We start from the raw sequence: 20,937 nt of genomic DNA on the forward strand, positions 1-20,937 counted from the left end.
CCACCCCGCGGCGCCGGGGGCTCCGCGCTTCCCGGGCCGCCCCCGGGCGGTGACCTGACCTGCCCGCCCGCCCGCCGGTGTCGTGTAATGGCCGGCCCCGGGCGGTGTCGTGACCTGCCCGCCCGCCGGGCCGTTGCACCTGCCGGGAGGTGCCGTCCGGCGGCGGCAGGGGATCGCGGGGTCGCCCGTTGCGGGGACATCCGGGCCCCGGCGCGTTTGTTCCGTCGGTTCCGGGGGACCTGCTGCGCACGCCCCGGCACCGGTCCGCGACCCGCGCGCCGGGCGGTGGGGCGGCGGGACCGGCGCTCCGGGCAGGATTGACGGGCCGCGACTCCGGGCATACAGCGCGGTGATGATGAAAGGAGGACAGCATGGCTGACGTCGCGAGTCGCAGCACGTCCCGGACCGGGAGCGAGCCGTCCACCGCCGAACTGGTGCAGCGGGCCACCGAGCAGGTCTCCCGGCTGGTGCGGGACGAGCTGGCGCTGGCCCGGGCGGAGCTGACCCAGAAGGGCAAGCACGCCGGTATCGGGATCGGCCTCTTCGGCGGCGGCGGGGTGATGGCCCTCTACGGGACGGGTGCCCTGGTCGCCACGGTGATCCTGCTGCTGGCGCTGGTGATGCCGGCGTGGCTCGCCGCGCTGATCGTGGCGGTGGCGCTCTTCCTGCTCGCCGGGATCCTGGCCCTGGTCGGCAAGCAGCAGGTCAGCCGTGCCGTCCCGCCGGTGCCGGAGGCGACGGTCCGCAGCGTCCGGGCGGACGTGGACACCGTCACCGCCGCGGTCAAGGACGGGAGGCGGGCATGACGGGCAACGGGACCGGCGACACGGAGGCGCTCCGCGAGGAGATCCGGCGTACCCGGGTCGAGTTGGGTGAGACGATGGAGCTGTTGGCCGCCAAGGCCGACGTCAAGGCCCGGCTGAAGGACTCCGCCGACCAGGCGAAGGCGCGGATGCGCGAGCAGGCCGCGCAGACCATGGCCCGGATGCGTGGGCAGGCGGCGGACCGGGCCGGCGTGGTCCGCGGGCAGGCCGCGGAGAAGGCCCGGGTGGCCCGGGCGCAGGCGTACGAGAAGGGTGCGGTCGTCCGGCGCAGCCCGGTGCCGTGGGCGGCCGTCGCGGCCGGTGCGGTGGCGACCGTGGTGGTGCTGCTGATCGTCCGGGGGAGGCGCAGGTGAGCGGAAAGATCGGCAAGGCCGCGTACAAGCCCGTCGGGGTGCTGCTCGGCCTGGCCGCCGGCACGGTCGCCGGGGTGATCTTCCGGCAGGTCTGGAAGGTGACCGCGGGCGACGGTGAGGCGCCCAGCGCCACCGACGAGGACCGCGGCTGGGGCGAGATCCTGGCCGCCGCGGCGTTGCAGGGTGCGATCTTCGCGGCCGTCCGGGCCGCCGTGGACCGGGGCGGCGCGGTGGGCGTGCGCCGGCTGACCGGCCGCTGGCCCGACTGATCCACGCAGGTGTCGGCCCCTTCCCCGAACATCGACGGGGAAGGGGCCTTTCGCATGGTCCCGCCGGCCCGCCCAGTTGATCTGACGCATCCGTCAGGTCACATGTCGGAGAAATTCGTCCGGTAGTCTGTGCAGAGTTTTCGCTACGTGGTTTGCTGTTCCACGCTGTTGCGAGATGGCGTGGGTTGAGAGAAGTCTCCTTCACCGGGGGCCGCCTCAGGCGCCGCTGCTCGAAAACGGCCAATCGGCCGCACGGCGTGCTCGGCCGCCAGTTTTAGAAGGAGATACACATGGCGCAGGGAACCGTGAAGTGGTTCAACGCAGACAAGGGCTTCGGCTTCATCACCGTCGACGGCGGGGGTGCTGACGTGTTCGTCCACTTCTCGGCCATCCAGACCAGCGGCTACCGCACGCTGGAGGAGAACCAGCGGGTGGAGTTCGAGATCGCCCAGGGTCAGAAGGGTCCGCAGGCCGAGCAGGTCCGCCCCATCTGAGCAGTGCCGGCCGGCAGCCGCCGGCCACTGCGATCCGGCCCCCGGATCGATGTGAAGCCCCGCAGCCCGCGCAGGGATGCGGGGCTTTCCGCGTTACCGGGACGGCCGGCCCGACCCACTCAGGAACGGTTGCGGTTGCGCATCCCGTACCAGAGCGCGGCGAGTCCGATGAGGACGACGACCGGGCCGATCACCGCCCAGATCCGCTGGTCGGTCATCACGCTGCCGCCGACGTAGCCGAGCCCCTGCACGGTCCAGACCGCGCCGACGACCACCGCCAGCAGCCCGAGCGTGAGCGTGAGCCAGCCCCTCATCTGATCCCCTCCCGGCGTACGGCACCGGTCCAAGCATGCCCGCCGCGGGCCCGGCACGTCGGCGCCGCGCCGGTCACCACCGGTCGTGCACCCGCGGCCGGATCAGCTCGTCGTACGTCTGCCGGACGGCGGCCAGCTCCACCTCGGTCAGCCGCGGCAGGCCGGCCGCGGCGGCGTTGCGCCGGGCCTGGTCGGCGTTGCGGGCGCCGGGGATGACCACGGTGACGCCGGGCTGGTCGAGGATCCAGCGCAGCGCGAACTGCGCCATCGTGCGGCCCGCGCCGACCAGTGGGGCGAGCCGGCGCACGGCGGCCAGGCCGAGGTCGTAGTCCACTCCGGAGAAGGTCTCGCCGACGTCGAAGGCCTCGCCGTGCCGGTTGTAGGTGCGGTGGTCGTCGGCGGGGAAGGTGGTGTGCTCGTCGTACCGGCCGGAGAGCAGGCCGCTGGCCAGTGGCACCCGGGCGATGATGCCGACCCCGGCCGCCGCGGCCGTGGGCAGCACCCGCTCCAGGGGCTTGTGCCGCACCGCGTTGAGGATGATCTGCACGCTGGCCACGCCCGGCCGGGCGATGGCGGTGAGCGCCTGGTCGCAGGTCTCCACGCTGACCCCGTACCCGGCGATCCGCTGCTCGCCGACCAGGGTGTCCAGGGCGTCGAAGACCCGGTCGTCGGCGAAGACCGCGGTGGGCGGGCAGTGCAGCTGGACGAGGTCGAGGGTGTCCACGCCGAGGTTGGCCCGGGACCGGTCGGTCCAGGCCCGGAAGTTGTCCAGGGTGTACGCCTCGGGGGTCTGCGCCATCCGGCGACCCATCTTGGTGGCGACGGTGAGCCCGGGTCCGGGGCGCTCGCGCAGGAACCGGCCGATGAGTTGTTCGCTGCGCCCGTCGCCGTACACGTCGGCGGTGTCCAGGAATGTGACGCCGGCGTCCACGGCGGCGGCGAGGACGGCCATCGCCTCGTCCTCGCTGACCTGGCCCCAGTCGGCGCCGAGCTGCCAGGCGCCGAGTCCGACGATGCCGACGTGCCGGCCGAGCCGGTCGAAGCTGCGCTGTTCCATCCCGACGAGCCTAGTGATCCCCTTGCCGGGGGGCGCGCGGGGCCGTAAGGTTCCAACAAAACGTACGTACGGTTTGGAGGCTGTCATGTGGGACCCGACCACCTACCTGCGGTACGGCGACGAGCGGTCCCGGCCGTTCCACGACCTGGTGGCCCGGATCCCCGCGCACCGGCCACGCGCGGTGGTCGACCTCGGCTGCGGGCCCGGCACCCTCACCGCCACCCTGGCCCAGCGCTGGCCGGAGAGCCGGATCGCCGGCCTCGACTCCTCCGCCGAGATGATCGACAGGGCCGGCACGCTCGACACCCCGGTCAGCTTCGCCGTCGGCGACGTCCGCGACTGGCGTCCCGGGCCGGACGTCGACGTGGTCGTCTCCAACGCGGTGCTCCAGTGGGTGCCGGGCCACCGGGAGCTGCTCACCCGGTGGGCCCGCGAGCTGCCTGCCAGGGCCTGGCTCGCGGTGCAGGTGCCGGGCAACTTCGACGCTCCGTCGCACCGGGCGCTGCGCGAGGTCGCAGGGCGGGACCGCTGGCGGGCCGAGCTGGGCCCGCTGCTGCGCGAGGCACCGGTCGGCGACCCGGTCGACTACGCCGCCCTGCTGGTCGACGCCGGCTGCGCGGTCGACGCCTGGGAGACTACCTACATGCACCTGCTCCCGGCCGCCGCCGACGCGGACCACCCGGTGCTGGCCTGGATGGAAGGGACGGCGCTGCGCCCGGTCCGGGCCGCGTTGGACGCCGCCGGCTGGGCTGACTTCCGGACCGAGCTGCGGGTACGCCTCACGGAGGCGTACCCGGTGCGGCAGGGTCAGGTGTACTTCCCGTTCCGCCGGATCTTCGTGGTGGCCCGCACGGGCGCCCACGCAGAGGAGAACCCGTGACCGACCTGTCCACCTTCATCGCCGGACTGCCCAAGGTGGAGCTGCACGTGCACCACGTCGGCTCCGCCTCGCCCCGGATCGTCGCCGAGCTGGCCGCCCGGCACGAGGGGCGCACCCCCGTCCCGGCGGAACCGGACGCCCTCGCCGACTACTTCGCGTTCCGCGACTTCGCCCACTTCATCGAGGTCTACCTGAGCGTCGTCGACCTGATCCGCGACCCGGAGGACGTCTGGATCCTCACCCACGAGGTGGCCCGGGAGCTGGCCCGCCAGCAGGTCCGGTACGCCGAGCTGACCGTCACCCCGTACTCGCACGTACACCGGGGCATCCCCGCCCCGGCGTTCTGCGAGGCCATCGAGGACGCCCGCAAGCGGGCCGAGGCCGACTTCGGCATCGCGCTGCGCTGGTGCTTCGACATCCCGGGGGAGGCCGGCCTGCCCGCCGCCGAGGAGACCCTGCGGATCGCCCTGGCGGAGCGGCCGGACGGGCTGATCAGCTTCGGCCTGGGCGGCCCGGAGATCGGGGTGCCGCGGCCGCAGTTCAAGCCGTACTTCGACCGGGCCCGGGCGGCCGGCCTGCGCTCGGTGCCGCACGCCGGGGAGACCACCGGCCCGGAGACGGTCTGGGACGCGCTGCGCGAGCTGGGCGCGGAGCGGATCGGCCACGGCATCTCCGCGGCGCTCGACCCGCAGCTGCTGACCTACCTCGCGGAGCGGCAGATCGCCCTGGAGGTCTGCCCCACCTCCAACGTGCGGACCCGGGCGGTGGCCACCATTGCCGAGCACCCGCTGCCGCAGCTCGTCGAGGCCGGGCTGCTGGTCACCATCAACTCCGACGACCCGCCGATGTTCGGCACCACCCTCAACGACGAGTACGCGGTCGCCGCCCGGCTGCTCGACGCCGGCCCGGAGGGACTGGCCGGGCTGGCCCGAGCCGCGGTGACCGCCTCGTTCCTGGAGCCCGGGGAGAAGGAGCGGATCAGCGGCGAGATCGACGCCCATCTGGCGGCCGCGACCCGCTGAGCGGGCGGGAGGGTGCCGGCCGCCGGGACACCCGCGGCCGGCACCGCCCGGCGAGGACGAGGTTGATGCCGGGCGGCTCGGTGGGGAGTGGCGCGCGGCGGGAGCGAGGTGTGGGGGGACCGAACTCCCGCCGCGCGCACGGCTCCGTCGGCCGGGTGGGTGTAACTGGGGCGTTCCGCCCGACGGAACTGATGGGTTCGGTTTCGATCCTGTCAGTCCACGCCGGTGCCGACGCCGTGGTTAACCCGGATCTAAGGAAGACTTACGCCGGCGCACAGCCGGCGGGGCTCAGCGCGGTCGGGGCCAGCGGCGCCCGCCGGTCTTCTGCTCCCGCGCCTCCCGGGCCATCCGGCCCACCAGCCCGAACCGGTTGACCTGCCGGGGCGTCGCCTCCGGGTCGGCCAGCAGCATCACCACGCTGGCGCCGCCCAGCCGCGCCCGGTCGATGCTCACCGAGCCGTTGGCCTGCAACGCCACCCGCTTGGCGATGTCCAGTCCCAGCCCGGTCGAGCCCTGGTCGCTGGCGCCGCGGCGCAGCGCGCGGTCGGGGTTGGCGATGCCCGGGCCGGCGTCGTCGATCCGGATCGCCACGTACCCGTCCCGCCGGCTGACGGCCACCTCGAAGGCGGTGCCCTGCGGGGTGTAGCGGAACACGTTGCCGATCACCGCGTCGAGGGCGGCGGCCAGCTCCGCCCGCGGCACCGGCGCCGGGATGCGCAGTTGCGCCCCGCTGACCCGGTGCTGCCGGTTCTGGTCCCCGGCGAGGGCCGCCCAGAAGACCATCCGGTCCCGGACCACCTCGCTGACGTCGCACATCGCCGGGCCGGTCTCCTGGGTGACCGCCTTGCGGGTGGTCTTGATCAGCTGGTCGACCTCGCCCTCCAGGGTGACGATGGCCTGGCGGATCCGCCGGATGCCCCGTCGGCGGTCCAGCTCCGCCTCGCTGAACGTGCCGATGCTGGTGTCGTCGGACTCCAACGCCTCGGCGTCCAGGCGCAGCACGGTCAGCGGGGTGCGCAGCCGGTGGGAGAGGTCGGCGACGAGTTCCCGCTCGTCGGCGCGGAGCGCCACCAGCTGGTCGGCCATCCGGTTGAACGCGTGCCCGGCCTCGGCCAGCTCCCGCGGGCCGCTCGGCTCGACGCGTACGCCGAGGTCGCCGTCGCCGATCGCCAGGGCCGCCTTGACCAGCTCGCCGGTCGAGTCGACGGCCCGGGCGGCGACCCGGTCGACCACGATGACCGCGGCGCCCACCAGCGCGACGGCCACCGCGAGCAGCAGCAGCCAGCGCTCGCCGGCGCCCTCGTCGAGCACCCGGTCGGGGACGAAGACCTCCACCACGGCGACCTGGTCGCCGAGCACCACCGGGTCGAGCCGGAGCACCCCGCCGGGCACGTCGGTGACCACCGAACGGCGCTCGGCGCCGGCCCGGGCCAGCGCCGCGGCGTCGGCCCGGCCCGCGGACTCGTCGCCACCCAGCCCGTGTACGACCGGCCGGGTTGCCGGGTCGTCCCCGCTGGCCGCCACGGCCCGCCGCACGACCGCCGGATCGGTGCTGACCGCGAGGGCGCCGGTGACCAGGGCGTTACGTCGGGCGGCGTCCGCCAGCTTCTCCTCGCGTGCCTGGTCGCCGAGGCTGATCCCGAGCGGGATGAGGAAGGCGAACGCGACGAGGCTGCACATGCCGGCCGTGAGCCAGGCCAGCGACGGCCTCAGTCCGGCGCCACCAGCCGGAAGCCGACCCCCCGCACGGTGCGCAGGTAGCGCGGCTTCGCCGCGGACTCGCCCATTTTGCGGCGCAGCCAGTACAGGTGAACGTCGATGGTCTGGTCCTCGCCGACCGATGGCTGCCGCCATACCTCCTCCAAGAGCTCCCGCCGGGACACTACCCGGCCGGGACGTGCGGCGAGATACGCCAGCAGGTCGAACTCCTTGCGGGTCAGCGCCAGCGGCTCGCCGTCGAGCAGGGCGCTGCGCTCGCCCACGTCCACCCGCAGGCCGCCGACGGTGTGCACGGCCGGCTGCACCGTGCGGCTGGCCCGGCCGGCGCGGCGCAGCACGGTGGTGATCCGGGCGTCCAGGTGGGCGCCGGTGAACGGCTTGACCATGTAGTCGTCGGCTCCCGCGCGCAGCAGCCGGACCACCGACTGCTCGTCGTCGCGGGCGGTGGCGATGATGATCGGCACGTCGGTGATGCCGCGCAGCATGCGCAGCGCGTCGGAGCCGTCCAGGTCGGGCAGGCCGAGGTCGAGCACGACCAGGTCGGGGGTCTCGGCGGCGACCCGGCGCAGCGCGTCCAGGGCCGTGCCGACGGCGTGCACGGCGTGCCCCCGGTCGGTGAGGGACCGCAGCATCGCGCCGCGTACGACGTGATCGTCTTCGACCAGGAGGACGGTGGCCACCTCAGAACCGTACTTGGCGTGGCAAGTTGATCGCGTTGCGGCACTGCTGCGAACCGGGCAAGCTGGGACGACGATGACGTTCACCCTCTTCCCCGACGCCCGGCTGGCGCTTGCCCGGGACGCGCTCGCCGGCCTGTCGGTCGGCGACGCGCTCGGCTCGCAGTTCTTCGTCCCCGGCCGGCACCCCGGCGATCTCGCCGCCGGACGGCTGCCGCCCCCGCCGTGGCCGTGGACCGACGACACCGAGATGGCCTGCTCGGTGCTGGCCACCCTGGCAGCCGGCGGACCGCTCGACCGGGACCGGCTGGCGCTCGACTTCGCCGAACGCTGCGAGCCCTACCGCGGCTACGGGCCGGGCGCGGTGACCATTCTCCGGCTGATCCGCACCGGCACGCCCTGGCCGGTGGCGGCCGCGTCCGCGTTCGACGGGCAGGGTTCCTGCGGCAACGGGGCGGCGATGCGGGTCGGCCCCCTCGGCGCCTGGCACGCCGACTCGACCCGTCGGGCCGCCGACCAGGCCCGGGCGTCGGCCGAGGTGACGCACGCCCACCCGGAGGGGATCGCCGGGGCCGTCGCGGTGGCCGTCGCCGCCTCGCTCGCCGCCCGGGCCCGCCTCGACGGCGACCGGCCCGACCCGGCCCGGCTGATCGGCGCGGTCGCCGCGACCCTCGACCCGGCCGGGCAACTGCACCGGGGTGTACGCCGGGCGGCCGCCCTGCTGGGCCGGTCGGCGGCGGAGGCCGCAGACGCCCTCGGCAACGGCTCGCGGGTGACCGCCCAGGACACCGTCCCCTTCACCCTGTGGGTGGCCGCCACCCACCTCGACGACTACCCGACGGCGATCCGGGTGTGCGTCGAGGCCGGCGGGGACGTCGACACCACCTCCGCGATCGTCGGCGCGGTGGTCGCCGCGCACACCGGCGTCGGCACCCCCGGCGGCGTGCCGGACGGCTGGCTCGCCGCCCGCGAACCGCTGCCGGACTGGTTGGGCTGACGTCCGCGGGTGGCCAGGCGCGCCACCCTCCGGCACCTTTCCCGCGTCCTTTGCTCTGCTGCAGCGACGGCAACAGCGGGAGCGGTCCCGCGTTGCGTGGGCTGCAGCAGAGCAAAGCGGCTGACCGGAACCACCGTGGTCGTGCGCGGCACGGCACGGCACGTGAAGCGTCCAGCAACGGACGGGTCGGCCCGCGCAAGGGAGTCCGTGGGCGGCAATCGGCTCGCGCGGACCCAAGCGGGCCGGTCCCTCAGCGGGTCGCCGCTCCACCCGTGCCGGACAACACGGGTTCGCCCTCGTCGCCCCGGGCGGGCCTGGCGGGCTGGTCCGGGGCGGCCGGGCTCCGGTCCGCATCGCCCGCGCTGTCGTCCGCGTCCTCCTGCCCGGCGCCGTCGGCCTCCTCCGGAAGCAGGGTCATCTCCCCGCGTCGCCGCCGGCTGAACAGCCAGCCGATCGCCGCGCCGCCGGCCAGCCCGGCGAGCAGCCCGCCGCCGAGCAGGAGGTCGGCGCTCGGGGCGTCCTGACCGTCGGCGGCCGGCGCCGGAGCGGCCGCGCCCGCGGCGTCGGCCGGGGCCTGGCCGGCCGGGTCGCCCGGCCCCGCGGCGATGGTCCCGCCGTGGCCGGCGTGCCCGCCCGTGGCCGCACCGGGCGCTGCCGGCAGCAGCGCGAGCGTCGGGGCCGGGTGCGCCCCACCCGCCGGGTCCGCCCACCGGACCACGGTGCCGTCGGCGTACGTCTGGACGAGTTGGAAGGTCAGCCGGTCGGTGGCCGGCATCGGGCCCATGCCGAGCGACAGGCGAGCGGGGCCCGTCGTCGCGCCCGGCATCCGGATCCAGGTCACCGCGTCGGTCACCTGGTCGAGTTCCGGGGCGTGGATGCCGGCCACCGGCCGGTCGAGGGTCCGGGTGGTGATCCGGGGCGCCCAGCCGGGCACCGACAGCGGGTAGACCTCGCCGACCGGGGCGTCCGCCGGCATCCTCAGCTCGATCCGGCTGGTCCGGCTGCCGGTCCGTTCCTCGGGCAGCACGACGGCCACCTCGACCGCGTCCCCCTGGTGCACCTCCGCCGGGGAGGTCGTGATCGTCACCTCGGCCGCGCTCGCCGCACCCGGCCACCCCAACGATCCAGCCGCCACGGCGGCCACCAGCGCCGCCGCCCCGAACCTGCCCTGACGGGTCATCCTCATGATCGTCCCCATCCGTCTCCGCGGCCGGCACCGGATCCGGCCACACCCGATAGTTCGGGCGGGAGGGCCGAAAGGTTCAACGGTCGGCGTAACCGGGCCGGCGGACCACGGCCCGGGACGGCGGCGGCGTCGCCGACGGTGCCGGACGGGCGACCGATAGCATCGCAGGAGCCGGTGCAACCGGCACATCCGATCAGCATCGACGACAGGAGTCACCGTGTCCGCACCCCGTACCCCCGTCGTGGCCGACCCCGTCGTCGTCGCCGCCGGGACGACGGCGGCCGACGCGGTGGCCGCGGCCGGGCTCGCCACCACGGGCCCGAAGGCCATCGTGGTGGTCCGCGACCCGCAGGGCGTACTGCGCGACCTGGACTGGAAGCCGGCCGAGGAGACCAGCGTCGAGCCGGTGGGCATCGACTCGCCGGACGGCCTCAACGTGCTGCGGCACTCCACCGCGCACGTGCTCGCCCAAGCGGTGCAGGACGTCTTCCCCGAGGCCAAGCTCGGCATCGGCCCGCCCATCGAGAACGGCTTCTACTACGACTTCGCCGTCGACAAGCCGTTCCAGCCGGACGACCTGGCGAAGCTCGAGAAGCGGATGCAGGAGATCATCAAGTCCGGCCAGCGGTTCCGTCGGCGCCGTTTCAAGAGCCTGGACGAGGCGAAGGCCGAGCTGGCCGCCGAGCCGTTCAAGCTGGAACTGATCGACGTCAAGGGCGAGGGGCTGGACTCCTCCGAGGTGATGGAGGTGGGCGGCGGCGAGCTGACCATCTACGACAACCTCGCCGCGAACGAGGACAAGGTCTGCTGGTCGGACCTGTGCCGCGGCCCGCACCTGCCGAACACCCGGCTGATCGGCGCGTTCAAGCTGATGCGCTCCGCCGCCGCGTACTGGCGGGGGTCGGAGAAGAACCCGCAGCTCCAGCGGGTCTATGGCACCGCGTGGCCGACCCGGGACGAGCTCAAGGCGTACCTGAAGCTCCTCGAAGAGGCCGCCCGGCGCGACCACCGCAAGCTCGGCTCGGACCTCGACCTGTTCTCCTTCCCGGACGAGATCGGCAGCGGCCTGCCGGTCTTCCACCCCAAGGGTGGCGTGATCAAGCGCGAGATGGAGGACTACGTCCGCGCCCGCCACATCGAGGAGGGCTTCCAGTACGTCGGCACCCCGCACATCTCCAAGGAGGGGCTCTTCCACAGCTCGGGTCATCTGCCCTACTACAAGGACACGATGTTCCCGCCGATGGAGATGGAGGGCAGCGACTACTACCTCAAGGCGATGAACTGCCCGATGCACAACCTGATCTACCGGTCGCGCGGGCGGTCCTATCGTGAGCTGCCGATGCGACTGTTCGAGTTCGGGTCGGTGTACCGGTACGAGAAGTCAGGCGTCATCCACGGGCTCACCCGGGTGCGCGGCTTCACCCAGGACGACTCGCACTCCTACTGCACCCGGGAGCAGGCGCCCGCCGAGGTCAAGCACCTGCTGGCGTTCGTGCTCAACCTGCTGCAGGACTTCGGGATCACCGACTTCTACCTGGAGCTGTCGACCCGCGACGACGCCCGGCCGGACAAGTTCGTCGGCTCGGACGAGGACTGGGCGACGGCGACCGCGGTGCTCGAGCAGTGCGCGAGGGAGACCGGGCTCGAGCTCGTGCCGGACCCGGGCGGCGCCGCCTTCTACGGTCCGAAGATCTCGGTCCAGGCCAAGGACGCCATCGGCCGCACCTGGCAGATGTCGACGATCCAGTACGACTTCAACCAGCCCAAGGGCTTCGGGCTGGAGTACCAGGCGGCCGACGGCAGCCGGCAGCAGCCGGTCATGATCCACTGCGCCAAGTTCGGATCGATCGAGCGCTTCATCGGCGTGCTCACCGAGCACTACGCCGGGGCGTTCCCGGCATGGCTGGCCCCGGTGCAGGTGGTCGGCATCCCGATCCGCGACGAGCACGCGGAGTACCTGGCCGGGTTCGTCGCCGGGCTGCGCGCCGAGGGTGTCCGGGCCGAGGTGGACACCTCCGCCGACCGGATGCAGAAGAAGATCCGTACCGCGCAGCAGCAGAAGATCCCGTTCATGGTGATCGCCGGCGACGACGACGTGGCCGCCGGCACGGTGTCCTTCCGCTACCGGGACGGCTCGCAGCGCAACGGCGTACCGCTGGCCGAGGCGGTCGCGCACGTCCTCGACGTGGTCAGGTCCCGCACCAACGCGGGGCCGTCCGCGCAGAGCTGACGCATCCGGCGGTCGACCGCCTCGATCCGCCGCGAACGGCGGTGTCCCCGGCCCGGGACACCGCCGTTCGCCGCATCCCCGGCCGGACCATAGGATCGGCGGTGTGACTGGGGCGGCGCGGCACTTCGACAACGGCACCGACAACGGCACCGACAACGGCACCGACAACGGGCTGGCGGACGGGCTGGAACGGCTCTGGACGCCGCACCGGATGACCTACATCTCGGGGGAGGACCGGCCCGAGGGCGGCTACGAGAAGCCGACCGGCTGCCCGTTCTGCCTGGCCCCCGGGCTGCCGCCGGACGAGAGCCTGGTCGTCGCCCGGGGTCAGCACGTCTTCGCGGTGCTCAACCTCTACCCGTACAACCCGGGGCACCTGCTCGTCTGCCCGTACCGGCATGTCGCCGACTACACCGAGCTGGACGCGCCGGAGACCGCCGAACTGGCGACCTTCACCAAGGACGCCATGCGGGTGGTCCGGCACGTCTCCAACGCGCACGGGTTCAACCTGGGCATGAACCAGGGCGGGGTGGCCGGCGCCGGCATCGCCGCGCACCTGCACCAGCACGTGGTGCCGCGCTGGGGCGGCGACGCCAACTTCATGCCGGTGATCGGCCGGACCAAGGTCCTGCCCCAGCTGCTCGCCGACACCCGCGACCTGTTCGCCAAGGCCTGGCCGGCCTGACCCGGAGGGCGGCGTCCTGACCGCGCCGGGCGGACGCTCCGACCCGGGTCGGCAGGCGGGGCACGGTTCAGCGCCGCTGGGCGCGGACGGCGAGCTGCCGCAGCCGCCGCTCCACCATCCGGTCGCCGTGCCGGGCGATCCAGATGCACACCCCGGCGAGCGGCAGCTCGACCAGCGCGGCCAGCAGGATGGACAGCGCCAGGTCCGGCCCGCCCGGGGTGGTGACGACGTCGAACCAGGCGTCCACCAGCAGCATGGTGGCGGTGGCGCCGGCGGCGGGCACCACCAGCCGGTGGCCGCGCCAGGCGTACCAGGCGGTCAGCGTCAGCATCGCCACCAGACCCAGGTCGAAGCCGACCCAGGCGGCCCGGTAGTGCACCGTCACCGCATGCCGGGGCAACGTCAGCGCGAGGTAGCCGATCCACGGCAGGGTGAGCAGCGCCAGCACCGCGAACACCGGCGCCACCCAGCGGGGCGCCGGCCGTACCTCGGTCGCCCGGGTGATCTGATCCGTCGTGCCGGTCATGGGGCTCCTCCGAGCGGTAATGCCTCCCGGCCCCGGTCGCCAAACCCGCGCCGGGCGGCGCGGTCGGGGTGGGTCTACGATGCCGCGCATGGCGTTGCTGCACCGGGCGGAACTGCGCCCCACCAAGCTTGACCTCCTGGCGGCGTGGCTGCCCAGCCGGCGCTGGTTTCACGGGCCGGCCGGCGCCGACATCGTGCGGGTGGCGGGCTTCCGGTTCGACGACCCGGCCGGCGCGGTCGGGATCGAGACCATGCTCGTCCGCGCCGGTGACGGGTCGGTCCACCAGGTCCCGTTGACCTACCGCGGGGCGCCGCTGGAGGGTGCCGACGGGTGGCTGGTCGGCACCACGGACCACTCGGTGCTCGGCCCGCGCTGGGTCTACGACGGCTGCGGCGACCCGGTCTACGCCGCGGCGCTGGCGGCCGCCGTCCTCGCCGGCACCGGCCAGGCGGAGGAGTTCTTCGAGGTCGACGGCGAGCGGAAGTACCGTGAGCCGAGCATGACCATCGCCAGCAGCGGCGCCGGGGACGCCCCGGTGCCCGCCGTGGGTCCGCCCCGCCGGGTGGTCGACGCCGACCCGGCGCTCATCGTGACGGACTCCGTCGAACTGGTCGTCCTGCGCTGCCTCGACGACGGCGGCGGGGAACGGGCCGGTGCGATGCTGACCGGCACCTGGCCGGGGCAGCCGACACCGCTGCCGCTGGCGTACGCCGTCCCGCGCTGAGCGGCGCCCCGCCCGTCGGCCGTGCCCGGCGCGGTGGTGCCGTCGGTGCGGCCATCCCTCCCCGCCGGCTGTGCCCGGTGGACCCCGGCAGCCACCCCGCCGTACCGGGTGGTCGATCATGTCCGACCGGTGACGTCCTTGCCTTCCAGCGCGCTGGAGGTGGCAAGATTCGGCGATGGCAGTCACCACGCGGACGTTGGGCCGCAGCGGTATCGAGGTCAGCGCGCTCGGCATGGGCTGCTGGGCGATCGGTGGCCCGTGGGCCGAGGCGGGCCGGCCGCTCGGCTGGGGCGCGGTGGACGACGAGGAGTCGGTCCGGGCGGTCCGTCGGGCGCTCGAGCTCGGGGTGACCTTCTTCGACACCGCCGACACGTACGGGGCCGGACACGGCGAGCGGGTCCTCGGCCGGGCGCTCGCCGGCCGCCGCGACGAGACGGTGATCGCCACCAAGTGGGGCTACACCTTCGACGAGGCGACCCGGGAGGCCACCGGGGAGGACGCCTCCCCGGCGTACCTGCGGCGGGCGGTGACCGCCTCGCTGCGCCGGCTGGACACCGACCGGATCGACCTCTACCAGCTGCACCTGGGCGACCTGCCGGTGCCCCGCGTCGAGGCGCTGGTCGGCACGCTGGAGGATCTGGTCGCCGACGGGCTGATCCGGGCGTACGGCTGGAGCACCGACCGGGCCGACCGGGCGGCCGCCTTCGGGCAGCTCGCACCCGGCGCCACGATCGTGCAGCACGGCCTGTCGGTGCTGCGGGACGCGCCGGCCATGCTGACGGTCTGCGACAAGCACGACCTGGCCAGCGTCGCCCGGGGGCCGCTCGGGATGGGCCTGCTGACCGGCAAGTACCGCACCGACTCCATGTTGCCCCGCGACGACGTGCGGGGGACCGCGCCGACCTGGCTGGAGTGGTTCCGCAGCGGCCGGCCCGCGCCGGAGTGGCTGCGCCGGGTGGCCGCCGTGCGGGGCGCGCTCACCGCCGACGGCCGGACCCTCGCGCAGGGGGCGCTGGGCTGGATCTGGGCGCGCAGCGACCGCACCGTCCCGATCCCCGGCGCCCGTACGGTCGCCCAGGTCGAGGAGAACGCCGCCACCCTGCGCTGGGGCCCGCTCGCCCCCGACCACTTCGCCGAGGTCGAACGCCAGCTCGCCGCCCTGCGCACCGCCGCCCTCCGCGACGCCGACCGCCCGCACTGGCCGATGCCCCCCGTCCCCGCCGCCCGCCCCTGACCGGGGGCGGCGATCATGGGTTGTGGCGCCGCGCGAAAGGGGCTCAGCGGACGACCCCCTTGATCGACGCTTCGGGGCAGCTAACCGACGAGGGTCTGGGTGCCGAGCACGGTGAGCAGGGCCAGGCGTTCGGCGTCCTCGGTGCCGGGCTCGGCCGTGTAGATCATGATGCGCAGGTCGCTGCCCGCCACGGTGAGCACGTCGCAGTCCAGCGTCAACGGGCCCACCTGCGGATGATCGATGGTCTTGCGCGCGGCTTCGTGGCGGCCGACGGCGCCGGCGTCCCACAGCTCGGCGAACCGGGCACTGTTCGCGCGCAACTCCGCCACCAGCCGCCGCAGCCGCTGGTCGGCCGGGTAGCGGCCGGCGGCCGCGCGCAGGTCGGCGACCAGCGCGGCCTCGAACCCGCGCAGGGACTCCGGCGTGTGCCGGACCCGGCCGCCCGGGCCGAGAAAATGTCGCCACACGCCGTTGCGCTGGTTGCCACGCCATCCGGACGGATCGCCCATCAACGCCGCGTACGGCGGATTGGCCAGCAGCAGCGTCCAGGACGCGTCGTGGACCGCGACCGGCGTCCCGGTCAGTCTGTCCAGCATTCGCTGGACGCTGGGGGTGAGGTACGCGGGTACCGTCTCCGGCCCCGGCGGGGCCAGCCCGGCCAGCTGGAACAGGTGGGCGCGCTCGGTTCCCGACAGCCGCAGGGCCCGGGCCAGAGCTTCGACGACCTGCGCCGACGGGTTGGCGGCGCGGCCCTGTTCGAGGCGGGTGATGTAGTCGACGGAGATCCCGGCCAGCAGGGCCAGCTCCTCGCGGCGCAGCCCGGCCGCCCGCCGGCGCCCGCCGGCAGGGAGCCCGGCGGCCTCCGGGGAGGCGCGGTCCCGCCAGCGGTGCACCGCCCGCCCGAACTCCGCCGTCGCCATGCCCATCAGGCTGCACCGCCGGCCGTGGGCCTGACTGGTACCGGCAGTCCCAGGATGACCGGAGCACCGGTAACCACACCGCCCGGCCGTAGCTTCGAGGCATGACGACAACATTGATCACCGGAGCGAACAAGGGGCTCGGTTTCGAGACCGCCCGCCGGCTCATCGCAGCAGGTCACACCGTCTACCTCGGCAGCCGGGACGCCGAACGGGGCCGCCGGGCCGCCGAGCAGCTCGGCGCGCGAATGGTCCGCGTCGACGTCACCGACGACGCGTCCGTCGCCGCCGCGGTGCAGGCCATCGAGGCCGACGGTGGACTGGACGTGCTGATCAACAACGCCGGCATCGAAGAGCGCACGCCGGACGGCGGTTTCATCGGCCCGGCCGAGGTGACCGCCGACCTGATGCGGCAGGTGTTCGAGACGAACGTCTTCGGCGTGGTGCGCGTCACCAACGCCTTCCTGCCGCTGCTGCAGCGGTCCGCCGCCCCGGTCGTGGTGAATCTCAGCAGCGGCCTGGCCTCGCTGACCCGGGTCACTGCCGCCGGCACGCCGACGTACGCGTACCCGGGGGTCGCCTACCCGGCGTCGAAGACCGCGGTCAACATGATCACCGTGCAGTACGCGAAGGCGTTTCCGAACCTGCGGATCAACGCGGTGGAGCCCGGTTACACCGCGACGGACCTGAACAGGAACACGGGCACCCAGACCGTCGAGGAGGGCGCCGAGATCATCGTCCGGATGGCGCAGGTGGGCCCCGACGGCCCGACCGGAGGCTACTTCGACGCCGAAGGTCCCCTTCCCTGGTGAGAGGGGGACCCTCGGACGGACGCCGCTGGCAGGGGCGGGTCAGTGGTGGGTGGCATGTTCCTTGCGGACCTGCTCGGCCAGGTGGGCGGGCATCGGGTCGTAGCGGGCGAAGTCGCGGCGGAAGGTGCCCGCGCCGGCGGTCATCGAGCGCAGCTCGACGGCGTAGCGCAGCAGCTCCGTCGCGGGCACCTCGGCGCGGACCAGGGTGCGGCCCTCGGCGTCCGGGTCCGGCTCGGTGCCGAGCACCCGGCCCCGCCGGCCGGAGAGGTCACCCATCACCGCGCCCACCGACGAGTCGGGCACCCGGATGGTCACCTCGTCCACCGGCTCCAGCAGCGCCGGCTGCCCCTTCTCGGCGGCGTCCCGCAGCGCCAGGGCGCCGGCGGTCTGGAACGCGGCGTCGGAGGAGTCGACGCTGTGCGCCTTGCCGTCGAAGAGGGTCACCCGCAGGTCCACCACCGGGTAGCCGGCGACCAGGCCGCGCTCCATCTGCGCCCGGACGCCCTTCTCCACGGACGGGATGTAGTTGTGCGGGACCGCCCCGCCGACCACCTTGTCCACGAACTCGAAGCCGGCGCCCCGGGGCAGCGGCTCCACGTCGATGTCACAGACGGCGTACTGGCCGTGCCCGCCGGACTGCTTGACGTGCCGGCCGTGGCCCTTCGCGGCGACGGTCAGCGTCTCGCGCAGCGCCACCCGCACCGGCTCGGTCTCCAGCTCGACGCCGCCGGAGCGCAGCCGGTCCAGCACCACGTCGGCATGCGCCTCGCCCATGCACCAGAGCACCAGCTGGTGGGTCTCGGCGTTGCGCTCCAGCCGCAGCGTCGGGTCGCCGGCGACCAGCCGGCCCAGGTTGCGGGCCAGGGCGTCCTCGTCGGCCCGGCTCTTCGCCACGATCGCCACCGGCAGCAGCGGCTCGGGCATCTCCCAGGGCGCGATGAGCAGCGGCTCCTCCTTGGCGGAGATGGTGTCGCCGGTCTCCGCGCTGCCCGACTTGGTGAGCGCGCAGATGTCCCCGGCGACACAGACCGGCACCTCGCGCAGCGCCGCGCCGAGCGGACTGTAGATGTGCCCGACCCGCTCGTCGGCGTCGTGGTCGGGGTGCCCGCGCTCGGCCATGCCGTGCCCGGAGACGTGCACCACCTGGTCAGGGCGGAGCGTGCCGGAGAAGACCCGGACCAGGGAGACCCGCCCCACGTGCCGGTCGACGGTGGTCTTGACCACCTCGGCGACCAGCGGGCCGTCCGGGTCGCAGGCCAGCGGCGACCGGGGCGAGCCGTCCACCCCGGTGACCGCCGGCAGGTCGTGTTCCAGCGGGGACGGGAACGCCGAGACCAGCCCGTCGAGCAGCACGTCCAGCCCGACGCCGGTCTCCGCGCAGACCGGCACCACCGGGTAGAAGTGACCCCGGGCGACCGCCTTCTCCAGGTCGGCGATGAGCACCTCGGTGTCGATCTCCTCGCCACCGAGGTAGCGGTCCATCAGGGTCTCGTCCTCGCTCTCCGCGATGATCCCCTCGATCAGCTCGTTGCGGGACTCCACGATCGCCGGCAGGTGCTCCGGGTCCGGCTCGCGCACCGCCGCCGGTAATCCGGCGGTGTAGTCGAAGACCCGCCGGGTGATCAGCCCGAGCAGGCCGACCACGGACACCCCGTCGTCGCCGAGCATCGTCAGGTGGAGCGGGAGCACGTTGTCGCCGAAGACCCGCTGGCAGAGCGCCACCGCCTCGTCGAAGTCGGCGCGCGGGTGGTCCAACCGGGTCACCGCGACGGCGCGCGGCATGTCGACGGCGGCGCACTCCTCCCAGAGGGCCGCGGTGGCCGCGTCCATCCCGTCGACGGCGGAGACCACGAACAGCGCCGCGTCGGCGGCCCGCAGGCCGGCGCGCAGCTCGCCGACGAAGTCCCCGTAGCCGGGGGTGTCCAGGAGGTTGACCTTGACGTCGTGGTGCAGCAACGGGGCGCAGGCCAGGCTCACCGAGCGCTGCTGGCGTACCGCCGCGGGGTCGTGGTCGCACACGGTGGTGCCGTCGGTGACGGTGCCGGCCCGGCCGATCGCGCCGCTGGCCGCGAGCAACGCCTCGACCAGGGTGGTCTTGCCGGCGCCGGAGTGCCCGACGAGCACCACGTTGCGAACCCTGTCGGGTTCGGTCACCACCGGCGCGCCGCCGGTGACACCCTTCTCCTGATTTTTCTGCGCCATCGCGGCGCACCTCCCTCAGCCGGTGGTGGTGGCGACCGCCGCGCGCGACGGGGAAGCGGGCCCGGGCGGGTGCCGCGGCGATATCCTCCGGTGGTCTCCTGGACGACGGGTATTCAACGGGCGGGTCGGTGAGCTGGCTCACCTCCCACTTCCGATCTCACACCCGTTGCGCACCCCGCACAAGCCTCCCGCCCGCGGGTCGGCACGACCGGCCGTATCGCGGACCGCTGCCGGCCGTTATCGTGGGACCGCCATGGCGAAGATCTTCCAAGTGACGGCCCGCGCGGGGATGACCCGCGTCGTGGAGCCGGTCGCGCGCGGCCTGCTCCGCGCCGGCGTGTCCCCCAACGCGGTCACCGTGACCGGCACCCTCGGCGTGCTCGTCGGCGCGCTCGGCTTCGGCGCCCGTGGGCACCTGGTCGCCGGTGCCCTGATTGTCACGGTCTTCGCGCTCACCGATCTGCTCGACGGGACGATGGCCCGGATGAGCGGCGGCTCCACCCGATTCGGCGCGTTCCTCGATTCGAGCATGGACCGGATCGCGGACAGCGCCGTCTTCGGCGCGGTCGCGTACTGGCTGGCCACCCAGGGCGACCACGCCGGCACGGCCGCCGCGCTGATCTGCCTGGCCGCCGGCGGGCTGGTCTCCTACGTCAAGGCCCGCGCCGAGGGGCTGGGCATGACCGCCAACGTGGGCGTCGCGGAGCGCACCGAGCGGCTGCTGATCGTCGGGGTGGGCGGCCTGCTCACCGGCCTCGGCGTGCCGCTGGCCCTGGAGATCGCGCTCTGGCTGCTGGCCGCCGTCTCCATCTTCACGGTGGGGCAGCGGATGGCCCACGTGTACCGGCAGGCCCAGCTGGTCGGCCGGGAGTGAACCTCACCGAGCTCGGCTACGTCGCCGGCTGGCGGCTGGTCCGCGCGCTGCCCCGGCCCGTGGTGGCCGCGGCCTTCCGGGCCGGCGCGGACCGCGCCGCCCGCAACCCCGGCGGCGGTACGGCCCGACTCCGCGCCAACCTGCGCCGGGTGGTCGGCCCCGACCTGCCCGAGGCCGAGCTCGACGACCTGGTCCGGCGCGGCCTGCGGTCGTACGCCCGGTACTGGATGGAGGCCTTCCGGCTGCCGGCGCTGAGCCGCCGGCAGATCCTCGCCGGGTTCCGCCTCGACGGGCAGGAGAAGCTCGCCGCCGACGTGGCGGCCGGCCGGGGAGCGGTGGTGGCGCTGCCGCACGCGGGCAACTGGGACGCCGCCGGCGCCTGGGTGGCGGCCACCGGCTGGCCGATCACCACCGTCGCCGAGCGGCTCAAGCCGGAGGGCGTCTACGAGCGCTTCCTGGCCTTCCGGCAGGGCCTGGGCATGGAGATCCTGCCCACCCGCGGCGGTGACCGACCGACGTTCGACGTGCTGGTGGACCGGGTGCGGGCGGGGGCCGTGGTGCCGCTGCTGGCCGACCGGGACCTGTCCGCCCGGGGCGTCGAGGTCGACTTCTTCGGCGGCCGGACCCGGATGCCGGCCGGGCCGGCCCTGCTCGCGCTGCGCACCGGGGCGCCGCTCTACGTGGCTTCCCTGTGGTACGAGGCGGACACCGCGTGCGCCTCGCTCGAAGGGCCGCTGGAGCTGCCCGATCCGGACAGCGGGCCGCTGGACCAGCGGGTCCGGATGCTGACCCAACGGATTGCCGACGGTCTGGCGGCGGGCATCGCCCGGCATCCGGAAGACTGGCACATGTTGCAGCGGATGTGGCTGGACCAGCGGGCGGCGACCGACGGCGGGGCCGCGGCGCAGCCGTCGGCCGCCACCGGGACGAGCTGAAGGGGC

The 20,937-nt window shown here is 74.2% G+C and carries 22 protein-coding genes; 14 read left to right on the forward strand and 8 right to left on the reverse strand.

Annotated features, from left to right (window positions below; translation table 11 throughout):
* Positions 1–371: 371 nt before the first annotated feature.
* The 4 genes from OG799_RS05055 to OG799_RS05070 all read left to right on the forward strand — a co-directional run bounded on the left by OG799_RS05055 (position 372) and on the right by OG799_RS05070 (position 1,940).
* Positions 372–806, forward strand: a complete 435-nt coding sequence (locus OG799_RS05055; protein WP_406043556.1) for a phage holin family protein — start codon at positions 372–374, stop codon at positions 804–806.
* Positions 803–1,177 carry a DUF3618 domain-containing protein gene (locus OG799_RS05060; protein ID WP_406043558.1) on the forward strand — a complete coding sequence of 125 codons (375 nt, stop codon included), beginning with the start codon at positions 803–805 and terminating at the stop codon, positions 1,175–1,177. The genes OG799_RS05055 and OG799_RS05060 overlap by 4 nt, the downstream gene beginning before the upstream one ends.
* On the forward strand, positions 1,174–1,446 hold the full coding sequence (locus OG799_RS05065) for a DUF4235 domain-containing protein (protein ID WP_406043560.1): 273 nt from the start codon (positions 1,174–1,176) through the stop codon (positions 1,444–1,446). Before OG799_RS05060 ends, OG799_RS05065 begins: the two co-directional genes overlap by 4 nt.
* Positions 1,447–1,736: 290 nt before the next feature.
* A complete protein-coding gene (locus OG799_RS05070; RefSeq protein WP_007075740.1) occupies positions 1,737–1,940 on the forward strand; it encodes a cold-shock protein in 204 nt (67 codons plus the stop codon).
* A 119-nt stretch (positions 1,941–2,059) separates the two neighbouring features.
* Here the strand turns inward: OG799_RS05070 and OG799_RS05075 are convergent, their stop codons facing one another.
* Positions 2,060–2,254, reverse strand: a complete 195-nt coding sequence (locus tag OG799_RS05075) for a hypothetical protein (protein ID WP_406043565.1) — start codon at positions 2,252–2,254, stop codon at positions 2,060–2,062.
* Between the two features lie 73 nt (positions 2,255–2,327).
* Entirely contained in the window at positions 2,328–3,311 is a 984-nt protein-coding gene (locus OG799_RS05080) for an aldo/keto reductase (protein ID WP_406043567.1), read from the reverse strand.
* A gap of 85 nt (positions 3,312–3,396) precedes the next feature.
* On the opposite strand from OG799_RS05080, the gene OG799_RS05085 reads away from it, so the two are divergent.
* Together OG799_RS05085 and OG799_RS05090 are read left to right on the forward strand one after the other, a co-directional pair.
* Positions 3,397–4,191: a trans-aconitate 2-methyltransferase gene (locus tag OG799_RS05085; protein WP_406043569.1), complete on the forward strand. Its 795-nt coding sequence runs from the start codon at positions 3,397–3,399 to the stop codon at positions 4,189–4,191.
* Positions 4,188–5,213 carry an adenosine deaminase gene (locus OG799_RS05090; protein ID WP_406043571.1) on the forward strand — a complete coding sequence of 342 codons (1,026 nt, stop codon included), beginning with the start codon at positions 4,188–4,190 and terminating at the stop codon, positions 5,211–5,213. Before OG799_RS05085 ends, OG799_RS05090 begins: the two co-directional genes overlap by 4 nt.
* Positions 5,214–5,501: 288 nt before the next feature.
* On the opposite strand, the gene OG799_RS05095 is transcribed toward OG799_RS05090, so the two are convergent.
* Together OG799_RS05095 and OG799_RS05100 are read right to left on the reverse strand one after the other, a co-directional pair.
* Positions 5,502–6,893 carry an ATP-binding protein gene (locus tag OG799_RS05095; RefSeq protein ID WP_406043573.1) on the reverse strand — a complete coding sequence of 464 codons (1,392 nt, stop codon included), beginning with the start codon at positions 6,891–6,893 and terminating at the stop codon, positions 5,502–5,504.
* Positions 6,894–6,922: 29 nt separating this feature from the next.
* Positions 6,923–7,612: a response regulator transcription factor gene (locus OG799_RS05100; protein WP_109800074.1), complete on the reverse strand. Its 690-nt coding sequence runs from the start codon at positions 7,610–7,612 to the stop codon at positions 6,923–6,925.
* A 73-nt stretch (positions 7,613–7,685) separates the two neighbouring features.
* Between OG799_RS05100 and OG799_RS05105 the strand changes: the two genes are divergently transcribed.
* The gene (locus tag OG799_RS05105; RefSeq protein WP_406043576.1) at positions 7,686–8,606 is read left to right on the forward strand and encodes an ADP-ribosylglycohydrolase family protein; all 921 of its coding nucleotides are present in this window, start codon (positions 7,686–7,688) and stop codon (positions 8,604–8,606) included.
* A 250-nt stretch (positions 8,607–8,856) separates the two neighbouring features.
* On the opposite strand, the gene OG799_RS05110 is transcribed toward OG799_RS05105, so the two are convergent.
* Positions 8,857–9,786, reverse strand: a complete 930-nt coding sequence (locus tag OG799_RS05110) for a DUF1775 domain-containing protein (RefSeq protein ID WP_406043578.1) — start codon at positions 9,784–9,786, stop codon at positions 8,857–8,859.
* A 223-nt stretch (positions 9,787–10,009) separates the two neighbouring features.
* Between OG799_RS05110 and thrS the strand changes: the two genes are divergently transcribed.
* Both thrS and OG799_RS05120 read left to right on the forward strand, forming a co-directional pair.
* Positions 10,010–12,022: a threonine--tRNA ligase gene (thrS, locus tag OG799_RS05115; RefSeq protein ID WP_406043580.1), complete on the forward strand. Its 2,013-nt coding sequence runs from the start codon at positions 10,010–10,012 to the stop codon at positions 12,020–12,022.
* 172 nt (positions 12,023–12,194) lie between these two features.
* Positions 12,195–12,707, forward strand: a complete 513-nt coding sequence (locus OG799_RS05120) for an HIT family protein (RefSeq protein ID WP_406046209.1) — start codon at positions 12,195–12,197, stop codon at positions 12,705–12,707.
* 67 nt (positions 12,708–12,774) lie between these two features.
* On the opposite strand, the gene OG799_RS05125 is transcribed toward OG799_RS05120, so the two are convergent.
* Complete coding sequence (locus OG799_RS05125; protein ID WP_406043582.1) at positions 12,775–13,233, reverse strand: hypothetical protein; 459 nt, start codon at positions 13,231–13,233, stop codon at positions 12,775–12,777.
* Between the two features lie 88 nt (positions 13,234–13,321).
* On the opposite strand from OG799_RS05125, the gene OG799_RS05130 reads away from it, so the two are divergent.
* Both OG799_RS05130 and OG799_RS05135 read left to right on the forward strand, forming a co-directional pair.
* The gene (locus OG799_RS05130) at positions 13,322–13,957 is read left to right on the forward strand and encodes a CG0192-related protein (protein WP_406043584.1); all 636 of its coding nucleotides are present in this window, start codon (positions 13,322–13,324) and stop codon (positions 13,955–13,957) included.
* A gap of 175 nt (positions 13,958–14,132) precedes the next feature.
* Positions 14,133–15,191, forward strand: a complete 1,059-nt coding sequence (locus tag OG799_RS05135) for an aldo/keto reductase (RefSeq protein WP_406043586.1) — start codon at positions 14,133–14,135, stop codon at positions 15,189–15,191.
* Between the two features lie 80 nt (positions 15,192–15,271).
* On the opposite strand, the gene OG799_RS05140 is transcribed toward OG799_RS05135, so the two are convergent.
* Complete coding sequence (locus OG799_RS05140) at positions 15,272–16,111, reverse strand: helix-turn-helix transcriptional regulator (protein WP_406043588.1); 840 nt, start codon at positions 16,109–16,111, stop codon at positions 15,272–15,274.
* Between the two features lie 101 nt (positions 16,112–16,212).
* On the opposite strand from OG799_RS05140, the gene OG799_RS05145 reads away from it, so the two are divergent.
* Positions 16,213–16,920 carry an SDR family NAD(P)-dependent oxidoreductase gene (locus OG799_RS05145; protein ID WP_406043590.1) on the forward strand — a complete coding sequence of 236 codons (708 nt, stop codon included), beginning with the start codon at positions 16,213–16,215 and terminating at the stop codon, positions 16,918–16,920.
* A gap of 39 nt (positions 16,921–16,959) precedes the next feature.
* On the opposite strand, the gene OG799_RS05150 is transcribed toward OG799_RS05145, so the two are convergent.
* A complete protein-coding gene (locus OG799_RS05150; protein WP_406043592.1) occupies positions 16,960–19,122 on the reverse strand; it encodes an elongation factor G-like protein EF-G2 in 2,163 nt (720 codons plus the stop codon).
* 253 nt (positions 19,123–19,375) lie between these two features.
* Here OG799_RS05150 and pgsA point away from each other — a divergent pair, with 253 nt between their 5' ends.
* The gene (gene pgsA, locus OG799_RS05155; protein ID WP_130334181.1) at positions 19,376–19,996 is read left to right on the forward strand and encodes a phosphatidylinositol phosphate synthase; all 621 of its coding nucleotides are present in this window, start codon (positions 19,376–19,378) and stop codon (positions 19,994–19,996) included.
* The gene (locus OG799_RS05160) at positions 19,993–20,931 is read left to right on the forward strand and encodes a phosphatidylinositol mannoside acyltransferase (RefSeq protein ID WP_406043594.1); all 939 of its coding nucleotides are present in this window, start codon (positions 19,993–19,995) and stop codon (positions 20,929–20,931) included. The genes pgsA and OG799_RS05160 overlap by 4 nt, the downstream gene beginning before the upstream one ends.
* Positions 20,932–20,937: the final 6 nt, after the last annotated feature.

Origin of the sequence: Micromonospora sp. NBC_00898 (assembly GCF_045207895.1) — a bacterium.
Lineage (GTDB): Bacteria > Actinomycetota > Actinomycetes > Mycobacteriales > Micromonosporaceae > Micromonospora.